This is a genomic window from Bacillus sp. 2175 (assembly GCF_057812155.1).
Genome location: NZ_CM173819.1, coordinates 90,001 through 104,281, shown reverse-complemented (window position 1 = coordinate 104,281; position 14,281 = coordinate 90,001). Strand labels below are relative to the sequence as shown.

Sequence of the window (14,281 nt, the reverse complement as noted above, 5' to 3'; positions counted from 1 at the left end):
CGCCTTTTAAGCGCGGTTCCACTCTGTTTAGGCTTAAAAAAGCCTCAAACTCATCCATGATAACGGTGTACACCGCTCCTGCTTACTTTGCGGCCTAAGACATCCCACGAAGCAATTCGCTGTTCAGCAGAAGACTCGAAGGGGCATTTCAAAAATCCGCTTATAAACCACTCCCAGCCTAAAGGTGGTTCTCTCTGTAAAAAGCCTGATTTTCTACTTCTCCTTCTCGTCGCTTTTCCTTATTAGGTTTTAGGTATACTTATTATATTTCTAAACCTAGAAAATGTTAACCAATTACTTTTTGAAGACGATTTAAAACTTTTTCTTTTCCAAGAAGTGCAATAGCATTCGGAAGCTCTGGACCATGCGTTTGTCCTGTAGTTGCAACACGGATTGGCATAAATAAATTTTTACCTTTATGTCCTGTTTCCTTTTGAACTGCTTTAATCGCTGCCTTAATTGCTGCTGGCTCCATTGCTTCTAGAGCTTCTATTTGACCAGCAAATGCACGAAGTACTTCAGGTACTTGTTCACCATTTAATACTTCTTGTCCTTCTTCTTCATAGTCAACATGATCTTTAAAGAACATTTCAGAAAGCTCTACAATTTCAGCTCCAAAACTCATTTGTTCATGGTATAAAGCAATTACATCACGAATCCAAGCTTGGTCTTGTTCGCTTAAAGTTTCTCCCACACGTCCAGCTTTCACTAAATGCGGTAAGCTTAACTCTACAACCGTATCTAAATCTTGCTTTTTCATATACTGGTTGTTCATCCATTTTAGTTTTTGAGAATCAAATAATGCAGGTGATTTTGATAAACGAGCTGCATCGAACATTTTGATAAACTCATCTTTAGAGAAGATTTCTTCTTCTCCTACCGGAGACCAACCTAGTAGTGCAATAAAGTTAAAGATTGCTTCTGGAAGATACCCAAGCTCTTTATATTGCTCAATAAATTGAATAATAGATTCATCACGCTTACTTAACTTTTTACGACTTTCATTAACAATTAGAGTCATATGACCGAATTGTGGAATATCCCAGCCGAAAGCTTCATAAATCATCATTTGTTTCGGTGTATTTGAAATATGATCATCACCACGAAGTACATGTGTAATTTCCATTAGATGATCATCTACTGCTACTGCAAAGTTATAAGTTGGAATTCCATCTTTTTTCACAATAACAAAATCACCGAAATCATTTGAATGGAACGCAACTTCATCTTTTACAATATCTTTGAATGTGTAGTCACGATCAGCTGGTACACGGAAACGAATACTTGGAATACGTCCCTCAGCTTCAAATTCTTTCACTTGTTCTTCAGTTAATTCACGGTGGTTACCTGCGTAACGAGGTGTTTCACCGCGAGCGATTTGTCCTTCACGCTCTGCTTCTAGCTCTTCTTCTGTCATATAACATTTATAAGCTAGACCACGCTCTAATAAATCTTCATATAATTTTTTATAAATATCTAAACGCTCTGTTTGGCGATATGGTCCAAATTCACCACCAACATCAACACCTTCATCCCAGTCCATACCGAGCCATTTCAAGTATTTTAATTGGCTTTCTTCTCCACCAGCCACGTTACGTTTTACATCAGTATCTTCAATACGAATAATAAATTTGCCATCTAAATGACGAGCAAATAAATAATTAAATAATGCCGTACGCGCATTTCCGATATGTAAGTGTCCTGTTGGACTTGGCGCGTAGCGTACTCTCACTTGCTTTTCCATAATTGGTACACCTTCCATCCTTAATGTCAACACATTCTATAATTGTACACCAAAAAAATGTGATTATCCATCTTACGAATTAAAAACCATTATTTTTTCTGTAATAAAACAACCGCTTGAGAAGCAATCCCTTCTTCTCTACCTGTAAATCCTAATTTTTCTGTTGTTGTTGCCTTTACATTAATGTTATCGATAGACGTTTCTAACAGTTCACTAATGCGCTTACGCATGCTCTCAATATGTGGTGCCATTTTTGGTTGTTGAGCAATAATTGTACAATCTAAATTTCCTAACTCGTAACCTTGTTCACGCACAAATTCCCAAACTTTTTGTAACAATACAGCTGAATCTGCATCTTTAAAAGCTGGGTCTGTATCAGGAAAGTGCTTTCCGATATCTCCTGCTGCAATCGCACCTAAACATGCATCAGCAATCGTATGTAACAATACATCTGCATCTGAATGACCGATTAATCCTTTCTCGTGTGGAATTGTAATTCCACCAATAATCAACGGGCGCCCTTCCGCAAATTCATGTACATCAAAACCTTGTCCAATTCGAAACATCCTTACTTCCTCCTTAAGCTAAACTACTGAGCTTTATGACTCTATATTATATCGCTATCCTTATAAAGAAAAGCCCGGCTGTTGCCGAGCTTTTCTTTATTAACACATCATCAACGTTATTTCTTCTGAACACGTAGGAAACTTTCAGCAATTAATAGATCTTCCGGAGTCGTCACTTTAATATTATAGTAACTCCCCTCTACTACACCTACTTGCTTCCCAACACGTTCTACGAGACTTGCATCATCTGTGCCAAGAAAACAACTTTGCTTTGCGCTTCTATGAGCTTCTAGCAAAAGAGAAACAGAGAATCCTTGTGGTGTTTGTACAGCGTTAAGTTGAGATCGCTCTACCGTTTCTACAACAACACCCTGCTCTACTTTCTTAACAGTATCTTTTACTGGCACTGCACAAATGGAAGCTCCATATTTTTCTGCTGCAATTAATACATCGCGAATCACTTTATTCGTTACGAACGGGCGCGCCCCGTCATGCACAAGAACATATTCGACACCACTCGCATACTGAAGTGCGTTATATACGCTATCTTGTCTTTCGGCTCCACCCTGAATAAATTGTACGTGCTTTTCAATCTGGTACTTCTGCATTAACTCTTCAAAATACGGGCGTTCTTCTTCGTTAATTGCCATAATAATACTTTTGCACGCTTTATCTTTTTCAAAAGCACGCAATGTGTGCACAATAATTGGTACTTCATCTATAAGTAAAAATAACTTATTTTTACCAGCACCCATTCGTTTTCCTTGGCCCGCTGCCGGAATAATTAATGTATACATATTAATAATCCTCTACTTATAATGCTTTTTCTAGCAATTTACGTTTTGCAAAAATCATACGACCAGCCGATGTTTGTAATACGCTAGTAACAAGTACGTCAAGTTGTGAACCCACATACTCTCTACCATCTTCTACTACAATCATCGTACCATCATCTAAGTATGCAACACCTTGATTTTGTTCTTTACCATCTTTCACAACATAAACACTTAATTCTTCACCAGGGAGTACGACTGGTTTAATCGCATTAGCTAAATCATTAATGTTTAACACCGTAACCCCTTGTAATTCAGAAACTTTGTTTAAATTGAAATCGTTTGTTACTACAGTTCCACCAGTGATTTTTGCCAACTTTACAAGCTTGCTATCTACTTCTTGGATATCATCGAAATCGCCTTCATAAATTTCTACCGGAATTGGCATCTCCTTTTGAATACGATTTAAAATGTCTAGCCCTCTGCGGCCACGATTACGCTTTAAAGCATCTGAAGAATCGGCAATATGCTGAAGCTCTTCTAATACGAATTGCGGAATGACAATTGTTCCTTCTAAAAACTTTGTTTGGCAAATATCTGCAATACGTCCGTCAATAATTACACTCGTATCGAGAATTTTCCAATGAGTCGTAGATTTTTCTGCTTCGACCTCTACCTCTTCATTCTCACTATTGTTTTTCTTCTTACCTCCGCGTTGGGGTAATGTAAATAATCCTAGCAATTCATTCCTCTTTTTAAATCCTACTTGGAATCCTAAATATCCAAGTAAAAGGGTGAAGAACACTTGCAACACCGTACTAATAACTGGAATTGTAAATTCACGAATTGGTATCAAAATTAAATATGCAACAATAAGACCAGAGATTAATCCTAATGTACCAAATAAAACATCTGCTACAGGCGCCTTTACAAGAGCCTCTTCAATATGCTTAATAAGTTGAACAATATAATCTACAAGCCAAAATGTTGTTAAAAATAAAATAATTGCACCAATAATTGCACGAACATACGATCCTTCCAACAAAGGAACCGCACCGATATCTAATACATTAATAATTTTTGGGATTAAGTAAATCCCTAACGCTCCCCCGATCACTAAAAAGAAGAGCTGTACAATCCGTTTTAACATCCAACCACCTCCTACTCATTATTAACCATTGTTTCGCTAATCAAAACGCCGAATGCAAAAGCGGACGTGTTTTTTTGTAAATAGTTTTATTTACCAATATATCATATCATATACCAAAAATGTTCTAGTGTCGTTATATTATAGAATCAATGTAATATTCTTAATTGTGTCTACTCATATAGAGATGCTCTTGAATTCTTTTTAGACCTTCTCGTATTTTCTTCGCTCTCACTTCTCCAATTCCTTCCACATCATCCAATTCATTAATAGTTGCTCGGCAAACACCTTGCAATGTTTTAAATCGATTAATTAAATTCTCGATAATAAGTGGCGGAACACGAGAAATCTTGCTTGTGATTCGGTACCCTCTAGGTGTCACACTTTCTTCTAAACTTGTTTGTCCTGGATACCCAAGTAATTTAACTAAATCACTATCCTCTAAAAGTTGTGTATTTGCAAGATCTTGTAACTTTTTCAAGATTTGATGATGGTCTTGTGTTTTCTCCTGGTGATAATCTTTAATTAACAATGCTGCCTCTGCCTCTAAATCAGCTAGTAATTCTGTAAGCTGTAAACGAATTAACCTACCTTCTGTTCCTAGCTCATGAATATAGCTCAATATTTCATTTTTTATACGCAGCACCATTTCAACACTATGTAAAACGTGAACCACCTCGGACATTGTAACGACCTCTTCAAATTCTAGAATACCCAAATTCGTAATGCCGTCATTCCATACAGCCTTATATTTTTCTAGCGTTTGAATTGCTTGATTTGCCTTCGTTAAAATGACACCTATATCTTTTAGTGTATAACGTAAGTTCCCTTGATATAGCGTAATTACATTACGTCTTTGTGAAATGGCCACAACAAGGCTGCCCGTCTGCTTTGCTACACGCTCTGCTGTTCGGTGACGCATACCTGTTTCAATAGAATCAATAGATGAATCCGGAACTAACTGTGCGTTTGCAATTAAAATTTTACTTCCAGTTTCATTTAAAATAAGTGCTCCATCCATTTTTGCTAATTCATATAAACTAGCAGGAGAGAATGCGCAATTAATATGAAAACCACCATCAACAATGCTTTTAATCTGCTCATTATACCCAAGAACAATTAGTCCCCCTGTTTGTGCACGAAGTACATTATCTATCCCTTCGCGCAGTGGTGTTCCCGGGGCCACGAGCTGTAAAATATTAATTATACTTTTGACACGTTGCTTATTTTCTTCCATAGCCTAGCCTCCTAATGTCAAACGAAGCGCTTCTCCTAAATTAGAAACACCTACAACCTCAATCCCCTCTGGAATTGTCCACCCCCCTAAATTTTTTCTAGGAATGATAGCACGTTGAAATCCTAATTTAGCTGCTTCTTGTACACGTTGTTCGATTCTTGATACTCTTCTTATTTCTCCAGTTAATCCAACTTCTCCTATTACCGCATCAGTTGGTGCCGTAGATTTATCTCTAAAACTTGAAGCTATACTTAAGGCAACAGCTAAATCAATTGCCGGTTCATCTAATTTCAAACCACCAGCTACTTTTAAATACGCATCTTGATTTTGTAATAGTAAACCTGTTCTTTTCTCTAGTACCGCCATAATAAGCGAGACACGATTATGATCAATTCCTGTCGCCATTCTTCGAGGATTTCCAAAACTAGTAGGGGAAATTAATGCCTGTATTTCTACTAAAACTGGTCTTGTTCCTTCCATTGAGGCAACTACTGTTGAACCTGCAACTCCAACTGGTCTTTCCTCAAGGAAAATTTCAGAAGGATTTAAGACTTCTGCAAGGCCAAGTTCTTTCATTTCAAAGATACCCATTTCATTCGTAGAACCAAAACGATTCTTTACAGCTCGTAAAATACGATATGTATGGTGTCGATCTCCTTCAAAGTAAAGAACTGCATCGACCATATGTTCTAACATACGCGGCCCCGCAATTGCACCTTCTTTTGTCACATGTCCTACGATGAAAATTGGGATTCCCTTTGTTTTTGCAAGTTTCATTAATTCTGCTGTACATTCACGTACTTGCGCCACGCTACCAGGAGCTGATGTCACCTCAGGTAAATGTATCGTTTGAATAGAATCAATAACAACAAAAGCAGGATTCATCTCTTCAATATGTGCTGCAATACGCTGTAAATCTGTCTCTGATACAACAAATAGATTACTACCATTTACATGTAAACGATCTGCACGAAGTTTAATCTGCTTTGCTGACTCCTCACCTGATATATACAATACATCATATGAAGCATCTGCTAATTGCGAGGAAATCTGTAATAATAACGTTGATTTTCCAATCCCAGGGTCCCCACCAATAAGTACTAAAGATCCATCTACAATTCCGCCACCTAGTACACGGTTAAACTCCTGAAATTTTGTTTCAATACGTGCCTCAGACTTTGTTTCTACTTCTGTAAGACGTCTTGGTTTTGTTACTTCTGTTTGAATTGCATTTGCATAATTTAGGCGTCTGGATGATACAACGGGTTCCATCTCTTCAACAAGCGAATTCCATTGACCACACCCTGGACATTTACCCATATATTTTGGTGATTGATAACCACACTCTTGACATGTGAATTTTGTTTTCTTTTTAGCCATATCTTTTTATATTTCACTTCGCTTTCATCTATAAACATTTGACCTTCTCGTACAAGAAAGAGGGCTATCTCGTAGCCCTCTTAGTTTGTCTATACTTATTTTACCTTTTCAGCACTATGAATGACAAATGTTTCCCCTTCTACATCAAAGATAACTTTTTGTCCTTTCTCAATAGCACCTTTTAAAAGTTCTTCCGATAGTCTATCTTCTACATGCTTCTGAATTGCTCTACGTAGTGGACGAGCACCATATTCACGATCAAACCCTTTATCAGCAATAGCTGCAATCGCCCCTTCTGTTAATTGCAATTCAATTTCTTGTTCTTTTAAGCGATTCACTAACTGATTTACCATAAGAGTCACAATTTCTTGAATATGTTTTTTCTCAAGCATATGGAATACGATAATTTCATCAATACGGTTTAAGAATTCTGGACGAAATGCCTTTTTCAGCTCATCCATTACTTTACCTTTCATATCCGAATAATCACGACTTTCATCTTGTACGTTAAATCCAAGATGTTTGTTACGTTTTAACGCCTCAGCACCAACGTTAGACGTCATAATAACAATCGTATTACGGAAGTCAACTGTACGTCCTTTAGAATCAGTTAAACGACCATCTTCCAATACCTGTAGTAAAATATTAAATACATCAGGATGCGCCTTCTCTACTTCATCTAATAGGACAACTGAATACGGCTTACGACGAACCTTCTCTGTTAATTGTCCGCCTTCTTCATACCCAACATATCCTGGAGGAGAACCAACTAAGCGAGAAGTTGAATGTTTCTCCATATACTCAGACATATCAATGCGAATCATTGCATCCTCATCACCGAACATAGATTCTGCCAATGCTCTTGCTAATTCTGTTTTACCTACACCTGTTGGTCCTAAGAAAATAAATGAACCAATTGGACGTTTCGGATCTTTCAGTCCTGCTCTTGCACGACGAACAGCTTTCGCTACAGCCACTACCGCTTCATCCTGGCCGATGACACGATCATGAAGAATGGATTCTAAGTTTAATAATTTATCAGTCTCTGTTTGTGCAAGTTTAGAAACAGGGATACGTGTCCATGTAGAAACGACATTTGCAATATCTTCTACCGTAACCTCTGAATTTTCTTTTCCTTGTTGTTCTTTCCACTGACGCTTTGTATCTTCCAATTTCTCACGTAAGCGTTGTTCCATATCACGTAAGGAAGCAGCCTTTTCAAACTCTTGACTTTGTACAGCCGCATCTTTTTCTTTTCGAATTTCCTCAAGATTCACTTCAAGCTCTTTTAAGTTTGGTGGTGTTGTATAAGAACGTAAGCGAACCTTTGAAGCAGCTTCATCAATTAAATCAATTGCTTTATCTGGTAAGAAACGATCCGTAATATAACGATCGGAAAGTTTCACAGCTGCATCAATTGCATCATCTGTAATAGACACACGGTGATGGGCCTCATAACGATCGCGTAAACCTTTCAAGATTTGAGTTGATTCTTCTAGACTCGGCTCATCAACATGAATTGGCTGGAAACGTCTCTCTAAAGCTGCATCCTTTTCAATATATTTACGATACTCATCTAAAGTTGTCGCACCAATACATTGTAATTCTCCGCGTGCTAAAGATGGTTTTAAAATATTTGATGCATCGATTGCACCTTCTGCTCCACCTGCACCGATTAATGTATGAAGTTCATCAATAAATAGAATAATATTCCCTGCTTGACGTATTTCATCCATTACTTTCTTTAAACGATCTTCAAACTCACCACGATATTTCGTCCCAGCTACCACTGTTCCCATATCTAGTGTCATAACACGCTTATCTCTTAACGTTTCAGGAACTTCATTATTTACGATTTGCTGTGCTAACCCTTCAGCAATTGCTGTTTTACCTACACCAGGCTCTCCAATTAACACTGGATTGTTTTTTGTTCTACGGCTTAACACTTCAATTACACGTTGAATTTCTTTACTACGTCCAATAACAGGATCCAAACGATTCTCACGTGCAACAACTGTTAAGTCGCGCGCTAAACTGTCTAGTGTCGGTGTATTGGCATTTGTCGATGAACCACCTTGGTGACCTGAACTTGCCTCGTTACTTCCAAGAAGTTGTAACACTTGTTGTCTTGCTTTGTTAAGGCTGACGCCTAAATTATTTAAAACACGTGCCGCTACACCTTCACCTTCACGGATTAAGCCAAGTAAAATATGTTCTGTTCCAACGTAAGAATGTCCTAGCTTACGCGCTTCATCCATAGACAATTCAATAACTTTTTTAGCACGAGGTGTATAATGTACAGTTTGAGAAGCTTCTGTTCCACGTCCAATTAACGCTTCTACCTCTTTTTGCACTTTCTCCGGGCTCAATCCAAGAGCAATTAACGCTTTTGCTGCAATTCCTTCACCTTCGCGTACAAGCCCAAGTAAAATATGTTCTGTTCCAATATTATTATGCCCAATGCGAATTGCTTCCTCTTGAGATAAAGCTAATACTTTCTGTGCTCTTTCTGTAAATCTTCCAAACATCATAGAAATCGCCTCCTACTTGCGCTTAGTTTTTTTCAATACGTAATCGCTCACGGATTAAGGTTGCTCTTCGATAATCTCTTTCTTCTGGTCCTAAAGGTCCTCCTGCGTATTGTTGTAAAATACCTGGTTGCGTAAGAACCATTAGCTCAGTCAAAATATTTCTCGATATACCTTTTATATATCCTAGATCAATACCAAGTCGTACATCCGATAAGCAAGTTGCCGCTTCTGCAGATTGAATTAAACGACTATTTGCTAGTATACCGTAAGAACGATAAACCTTATCTTCAAGCTCAATACTCGAATTTTGTACAATTAATTCTCTGGCCAATTTTTCTTGTTGTATAATTTGCTGCATGACACTCTTTAAATCTGCAATAATATCTTCTTCGGATTTCCCTAGCGTCATTTGATTTGATACTTGAAATATATTACCTAACGCTTCGCTACCTTCACCGTATATTCCTCTTACTACTAAACCTAATTTTTGAATTACTTGTATAATACGGCTAATTCTTTTTGTTAAAACCAGCCCTGGTAAATGAATCATTACAGAAGCTCTTAATCCTGTACCAACGTTAGTAGGACAACTCGTAATATATCCAAGTGATTCATCAAAAGCATATTCAACCTCTTTCTCAATCCAATTATCTATTTGATTGGCGCTTTGAAGCGCCTTTGATAACTGTAGTCCTGGAAATAGGCACTGAATCCTAATGTGGTCTTCCTCATTAAGCATCACACTAATGTGTTCGCTTTCTGATAACAGACATGCTCCATATTCAGTCCCTGCTAGATTTGGACTAATTAAATGCTTTTCGACTAAAACTCTCCTTTGAAGAGGCGTTAATTCATTCATTTTTAATAGTCCAAACTTCCCAAAGGGCTCTACCGCTTTATTTATAAATTTCTTTTTAAATAATTCTTGAACCTTTTGAGCTTCCTCTTCGTTTTGCATAGTAGAAAATTGATATTGCTTAAAATTACGAGCCAAACGAATTCGACTACTTAAAACAATATCAGAATCAGGGCCATCCCCCTTCATCCATGGACTAATCGCTTCATTCATAATTTTGTCCAGTGACATAGAACTACTCCCCCTCTCTATGCTCACTAAGCTGAGTTTCAAGCCCTCGAATTTCATCTCTTACCTCAGCAGCTTTCTCAAACTCCTCATTCTGTACATATTGTTTCAGAATAAGTTTTAGTTCATCTAATTCTTTCTTTAAGTGGATATTTCCTTCCATTCGTTCCGGAATTTTTCCACAATGTTCTGTATGTCCACCATGAAGTCGTTTTAACAATGGGTTTAAGTGTCCTTTAAATGTATCGTAACAAGAAGCACAACCAAGGCGTCCCACCTTTGTAAAATGTTCGTATGTCATCTTACAACCTGGACATCTTATTGTATTTGTATTTGAAAACCCGTTTTTTCCTTCTCCAAACATTGTTGATTCACCGTGTAATAAACCAGCAAATACATCATGAAATGAAAAGTTAGACTGTGATGATTGAAAGAAAGACGTATAGCCACTTTGCTCTGCACATTGCTCACAAAGATGAACTTCCGCCTTCTTCTCGTTGATTACTTTTGTATAATGTAAAGTTGCTGGTCTTATATTACAGTTTTGACAAGTCATCAATATCCCCACCTTTACAACAGGAACGATCTACCTCATGATACTTTTCATACATTACTAGATTGTCCTCTTTCCTTAATCCATTTAGATAAAAGTACATGCTCTTTTTCAAAACTTCTACAATATTTAACTGCCCTATCTTAATTATCATTCTTTTACAAAAGCTGTATTTATTTATATTTCAGTGTTCTTAACATTGCGCATAATATTCGAGCCCTAAGTTCATCTCGAGAAGGAATATCCATTGATAATACAGAACGATCTAGTACACTTAACATTAGTTTTGCTTCACGGCCTGTTATGATTCCCTCTTCTAATAAACGTATAATCATACTCTCTGCATTCCCTTGTGCAACGCTATGATCAATCATATGAAGCATTTGATCAATAATGTCTATATCATCATGCAGTTTGACTTTTATAATGCGAATGTAACCTCCTCCACCACGTTTACTTTCTACTACAAATCCTCTTTCTAATGTAAAACGGGTATTGATTACATAATTGATTTGAGATGGTACGCACTCGAATCGATCCGCAATCTCATTTCTTTTGATTTCAATCACATTATTATTACTTAAGTCAATAACTTGCTTTAGATATTGCTCAATGATATCAGATATATTTCTCATTTATCCGCCACCTTTATTGACTTTGACTATCTTTGACTTTAATTATATACGTATTAATAAAATTTGCAACTCTTTTGCTTATTCACTATCCTAGCCACATTCCCCTGCATTTAATCAAAATAGTAATTATTTAAGCACATTTTTTTAATTACTATGGATTATAAAAGAAAACACGAAAAAACACGAGTCATTTGACTCGTGTTTAGTTGCTTGGCGACGTCCTACTCTCACAGGGACAAGGTCCCAACTACCATCGGCGCTAGAGAGCTTAACTTCCGTGTTCGGTATGGGAACGGGTGTGACCTCTCTGCCATCATCACCAAACTATGAAGGCATATTCCTTCAAAACTAGATAACATTGCTACATATTATATGGTTAAGTCCTCGATCTATTAGTATTCGTCAGCTCCACATGTCACCATGCTTCCACCTCGAACCTATCAACCTGATCATCTTTCAGGGATCTTACTAGCTTACGCTATGGGAAATCTCATCTTGAGGGGGGCTTCATGCTTAGATGCTTTCAGCACTTATCCCTTCCGCACATAGCTACCCAGCTATGCCCTTGGCAGAACAACTGGTACACCAGCGGTGCGTCCATCCCGGTCCTCTCGTACTAAGGACAGCTCCTCTCAAATTTCCTACGCCCACGACGGATAGGGACCGAACTGTCTCACGACGTTCTGAACCCAGCTCGCGTACCGCTTTAATGGGCGAACAGCCCAACCCTTGGGACCGACTACAGCCCCAGGATGCGATGAGCCGACATCGAGGTGCCAAACCTCCCCGTCGATGTGGACTCTTGGGGGAGATAAGCCTGTTATCCCCGGGGTAGCTTTTATCCGTTGAGCGATGGCCCTTCCATGCGGAACCACCGGATCACTAAGCCCGACTTTCGTCCCTGCTCGACTTGTAGGTCTCGCAGTCAAGCTCCCTTATGCCTTTGCACTCTACGAATGATTTCCAACCATTCTGAGGGAACCTTTGGGCGCCTCCGTTACACTTTAGGAGGCGACCGCCCCAGTCAAACTGCCCACCTGACACTGTCTCCCGGGTCGATAAGACCCGTAGGTTAGAATTTCAATACAGTCAGGGCGGTATCCCACCAGCGCCTCCACCGAAGCTAGCGCTCCGGTTTCAATGGCTCCCGCCTATCCTGTACAAACTGTACCAAAATTCAATATCAGGCTACAGTAAAGCTCCACGGGGTCTTTCCGTCCTGTCGCGGGTAACCTGCATCTTCACAGGTACTATAATTTCACCGAGTCTCTGGTTGAGACAGTGCCCAAATCGTTACACCTTTCGTGCGGGTCGGAACTTACCCGACAAGGAATTTCGCTACCTTAGGACCGTTATAGTTACGGCCGCCGTTTACTGGGGCTTCAGTTCAGAGCTTCGCTTACGCTAACCCCTCTCCTTAACCTTCCAGCACCGGGCAGGTGTCACCCCCTATACTTCGCCTTACGGCTTCGCAGAGAGCTGTGTTTTTGCTAAACAGTCGCTTGGGCCTATTCACTGCGGCTTTCCGTTAAGAAAGCACCCCTTCTCCCGAAGTTACGGGGTCATTTTGCCGAGTTCCTTAACCAGAGTTCTCTCGCACACCTTAGGATTCTCTCCTCGCCTACCTGTGTCGGTTTGCGGTACAGGCACCTTTTATCTCGCTAGAAGCTTTTCTTGGCAGCGGGGAATCAAAGACTTCGCTCCATAAGGAGCTTCCCCATCACAGCTCAGCATACGCGATAAGCGGATTTGCCTACTTATCAGCCTAACTGCTTGGACGTGCACAACCAATCGCACGCTTCTTCTATCCTTCTGCGTCCCTCCATTGCTCAAACGATAAAGAGGTGGTACAGGAATATCAACCTGTTGTCCATCGCCTACGCCTGTCGGCCTCGGCTTAGGTCCTGACTAACCCTGAGCGGACGAGCCTTCCTCAGGAAACCTTAGGCATTCGGTGGACGGGATTCTCACCCGTCTTTCGCTACTCATACCGGCATTCTCACTTCTAAGCACTCCACCAGTCCTTACGGTCTGACTTCACTGTCCTTAGAACGCTCCCCTACCACTGATACCATTGGTATCAATCCGCAGCTTCGGTGGTGTATTTAGCCCCGGTACATTTTCGGCGCAGAGTCACTCGACTAGTGAGCTATTACGCACTCTTTAAATGGTGGCTGCTTCTAAGCCAACATCCTAGTTGTCTAAGCAACTCCACATCCTTTTCCACTTAATACACACTTTGGGACCTTAGCTGGCGGTCTGGGCTGTTTCCCTTTTGACTACGGATCTTATCACTCGCAGTCTGACTCCTAAGGATAAGTCATTGGCATTCGGAGTTTGACTGAATTCGGTAATCCGATGAGGACCCCTAGTCCAATCAGTGCTCTACCTCCAAGACTCTTACACTTAAGGCTAGCCCTAAAGCTATTTCGGGGAGAACCAGCTATCTCCAGGTTCGATTGGAATTTCTCCGCTACCCACACCTCATCCCCGCACTTTTCAACGTGCGTGGGTTCGGGCCTCCATTCAGTGTTACCTGAACTTCACCCTGGACATGGGTAGATCACCTGGTTTCGGGTCTACGACCACGTACTAAACGCCCTATTCAGACTCGCTTTCGCTGCGGCTCCG

The 14,281-nt window shown here is 39.7% G+C and carries 10 protein-coding genes, 2 rRNA genes and 1 other annotated feature (2 of these 13 running past the window's edge); all 12 genes read right to left on the bottom strand.

Annotated features, from left to right (window positions below; translation table 11 throughout):
• Nucleotides 1-239: a binding site (T-box leader), on the bottom strand (it extends 8 nt beyond the left edge of the window).
• 47 nt (nucleotides 240-286) lie between these two features.
• Entirely contained in the window at nucleotides 287-1,744 is a 1,458-nt protein-coding gene (gltX, locus tag ACXKY9_RS00555) for a glutamate--tRNA ligase (RefSeq protein WP_000415143.1), read from the bottom strand.
• A gap of 89 nt (nucleotides 1,745-1,833) precedes the next feature.
• Nucleotides 1,834-2,310: a 2-C-methyl-D-erythritol 2,4-cyclodiphosphate synthase gene (gene ispF / locus ACXKY9_RS00550; RefSeq protein ID WP_000488391.1), complete on the bottom strand. Its 477-nt coding sequence runs from the start codon at nucleotides 2,308-2,310 to the stop codon at nucleotides 1,834-1,836.
• A 116-nt stretch (nucleotides 2,311-2,426) separates the two neighbouring features.
• Nucleotides 2,427-3,107, bottom strand: coding sequence for a 2-C-methyl-D-erythritol 4-phosphate cytidylyltransferase (ispD, locus tag ACXKY9_RS00545; protein ID WP_000288282.1), 681 nt, complete (start codon nucleotides 3,105-3,107; stop codon nucleotides 2,427-2,429).
• A 16-nt stretch (nucleotides 3,108-3,123) separates the two neighbouring features.
• A complete protein-coding gene (locus ACXKY9_RS00540) occupies nucleotides 3,124-4,233 on the bottom strand; it encodes a PIN/TRAM domain-containing protein (RefSeq protein WP_000919677.1) in 1,110 nt (369 codons plus the stop codon).
• A 160-nt stretch (nucleotides 4,234-4,393) separates the two neighbouring features.
• Entirely contained in the window at nucleotides 4,394-5,467 is a 1,074-nt protein-coding gene (gene disA / locus ACXKY9_RS00535) for a DNA integrity scanning diadenylate cyclase DisA (RefSeq protein WP_000392158.1), read from the bottom strand.
• A 3-nt stretch (nucleotides 5,468-5,470) separates the two neighbouring features.
• Nucleotides 5,471-6,847 carry a DNA repair protein RadA gene (radA, locus tag ACXKY9_RS00530; RefSeq protein ID WP_001085202.1) on the bottom strand — a complete coding sequence of 459 codons (1,377 nt, stop codon included), beginning with the start codon at nucleotides 6,845-6,847 and terminating at the stop codon, nucleotides 5,471-5,473.
• 95 nt (nucleotides 6,848-6,942) lie between these two features.
• Nucleotides 6,943-9,378: an ATP-dependent protease ATP-binding subunit ClpC gene (gene clpC, locus ACXKY9_RS00525; protein ID WP_000971187.1), complete on the bottom strand. Its 2,436-nt coding sequence runs from the start codon at nucleotides 9,376-9,378 to the stop codon at nucleotides 6,943-6,945.
• A 22-nt stretch (nucleotides 9,379-9,400) separates the two neighbouring features.
• Entirely contained in the window at nucleotides 9,401-10,465 is a 1,065-nt protein-coding gene (mcsB, locus tag ACXKY9_RS00520) for a protein-arginine kinase McsB (protein ID WP_000050842.1), read from the bottom strand.
• A 4-nt stretch (nucleotides 10,466-10,469) separates the two neighbouring features.
• Nucleotides 10,470-11,018, bottom strand: coding sequence for a protein-arginine kinase activator protein McsA (gene mcsA / locus ACXKY9_RS00515; RefSeq protein ID WP_000128398.1), 549 nt, complete (start codon nucleotides 11,016-11,018; stop codon nucleotides 10,470-10,472).
• Between the two features lie 170 nt (nucleotides 11,019-11,188).
• Nucleotides 11,189-11,650, bottom strand: coding sequence for a transcriptional regulator CtsR (gene ctsR / locus ACXKY9_RS00510; RefSeq protein ID WP_001244565.1), 462 nt, complete (start codon nucleotides 11,648-11,650; stop codon nucleotides 11,189-11,191).
• Between the two features lie 208 nt (nucleotides 11,651-11,858).
• Nucleotides 11,859-11,974 (bottom strand): 5S ribosomal RNA (rrf, locus tag ACXKY9_RS00505).
• Nucleotides 11,975-12,022: 48 nt separating this feature from the next.
• A 23S ribosomal RNA gene (locus ACXKY9_RS00500) occupies nucleotides 12,023-14,281 on the bottom strand (it continues 663 nt past the right edge of the window).

What these genes read in the sequence shown, in the direction of transcription:
- gltX (WP_000415143.1), bottom strand. Translation starts at nt 1,744, where the DNA reads ATGGAAAAGCAAGTGAGAGTACGCTACGCGCCAAGTCCAACAGGACAC.
- ispF (WP_000488391.1), bottom strand. Translation starts at nt 2,310, where the DNA reads ATGTTTCGAATTGGACAAGGTTTTGATGTACATGAATTTGCGGAAGGG.
- ispD (WP_000288282.1), bottom strand. Translation starts at nt 3,107, where the DNA reads ATGTATACATTAATTATTCCGGCAGCGGGCCAAGGAAAACGAATGGGT.
- ACXKY9_RS00540 (WP_000919677.1), bottom strand. Translation starts at nt 4,233, where the DNA reads ATGTTAAAACGGATTGTACAGCTCTTCTTTTTAGTGATCGGGGGAGCG.
- disA (WP_000392158.1), bottom strand. Translation starts at nt 5,467, where the DNA reads ATGGAAGAAAATAAGCAACGTGTCAAAAGTATAATTAATATTTTACAG.
- radA (WP_001085202.1), bottom strand. Translation starts at nt 6,847, where the DNA reads ATGGCTAAAAAGAAAACAAAATTCACATGTCAAGAGTGTGGTTATCAA.
- clpC (WP_000971187.1), bottom strand. Translation starts at nt 9,378, where the DNA reads ATGATGTTTGGAAGATTTACAGAAAGAGCACAGAAAGTATTAGCTTTA.
- mcsB (WP_000050842.1), bottom strand. Translation starts at nt 10,465, where the DNA reads ATGTCACTGGACAAAATTATGAATGAAGCGATTAGTCCATGGATGAAG.
- mcsA (WP_000128398.1), bottom strand. Translation starts at nt 11,018, where the DNA reads ATGACTTGTCAAAACTGTAATATAAGACCAGCAACTTTACATTATACA.
- ctsR (WP_001244565.1), bottom strand. Translation starts at nt 11,650, where the DNA reads ATGAGAAATATATCTGATATCATTGAGCAATATCTAAAGCAAGTTATT.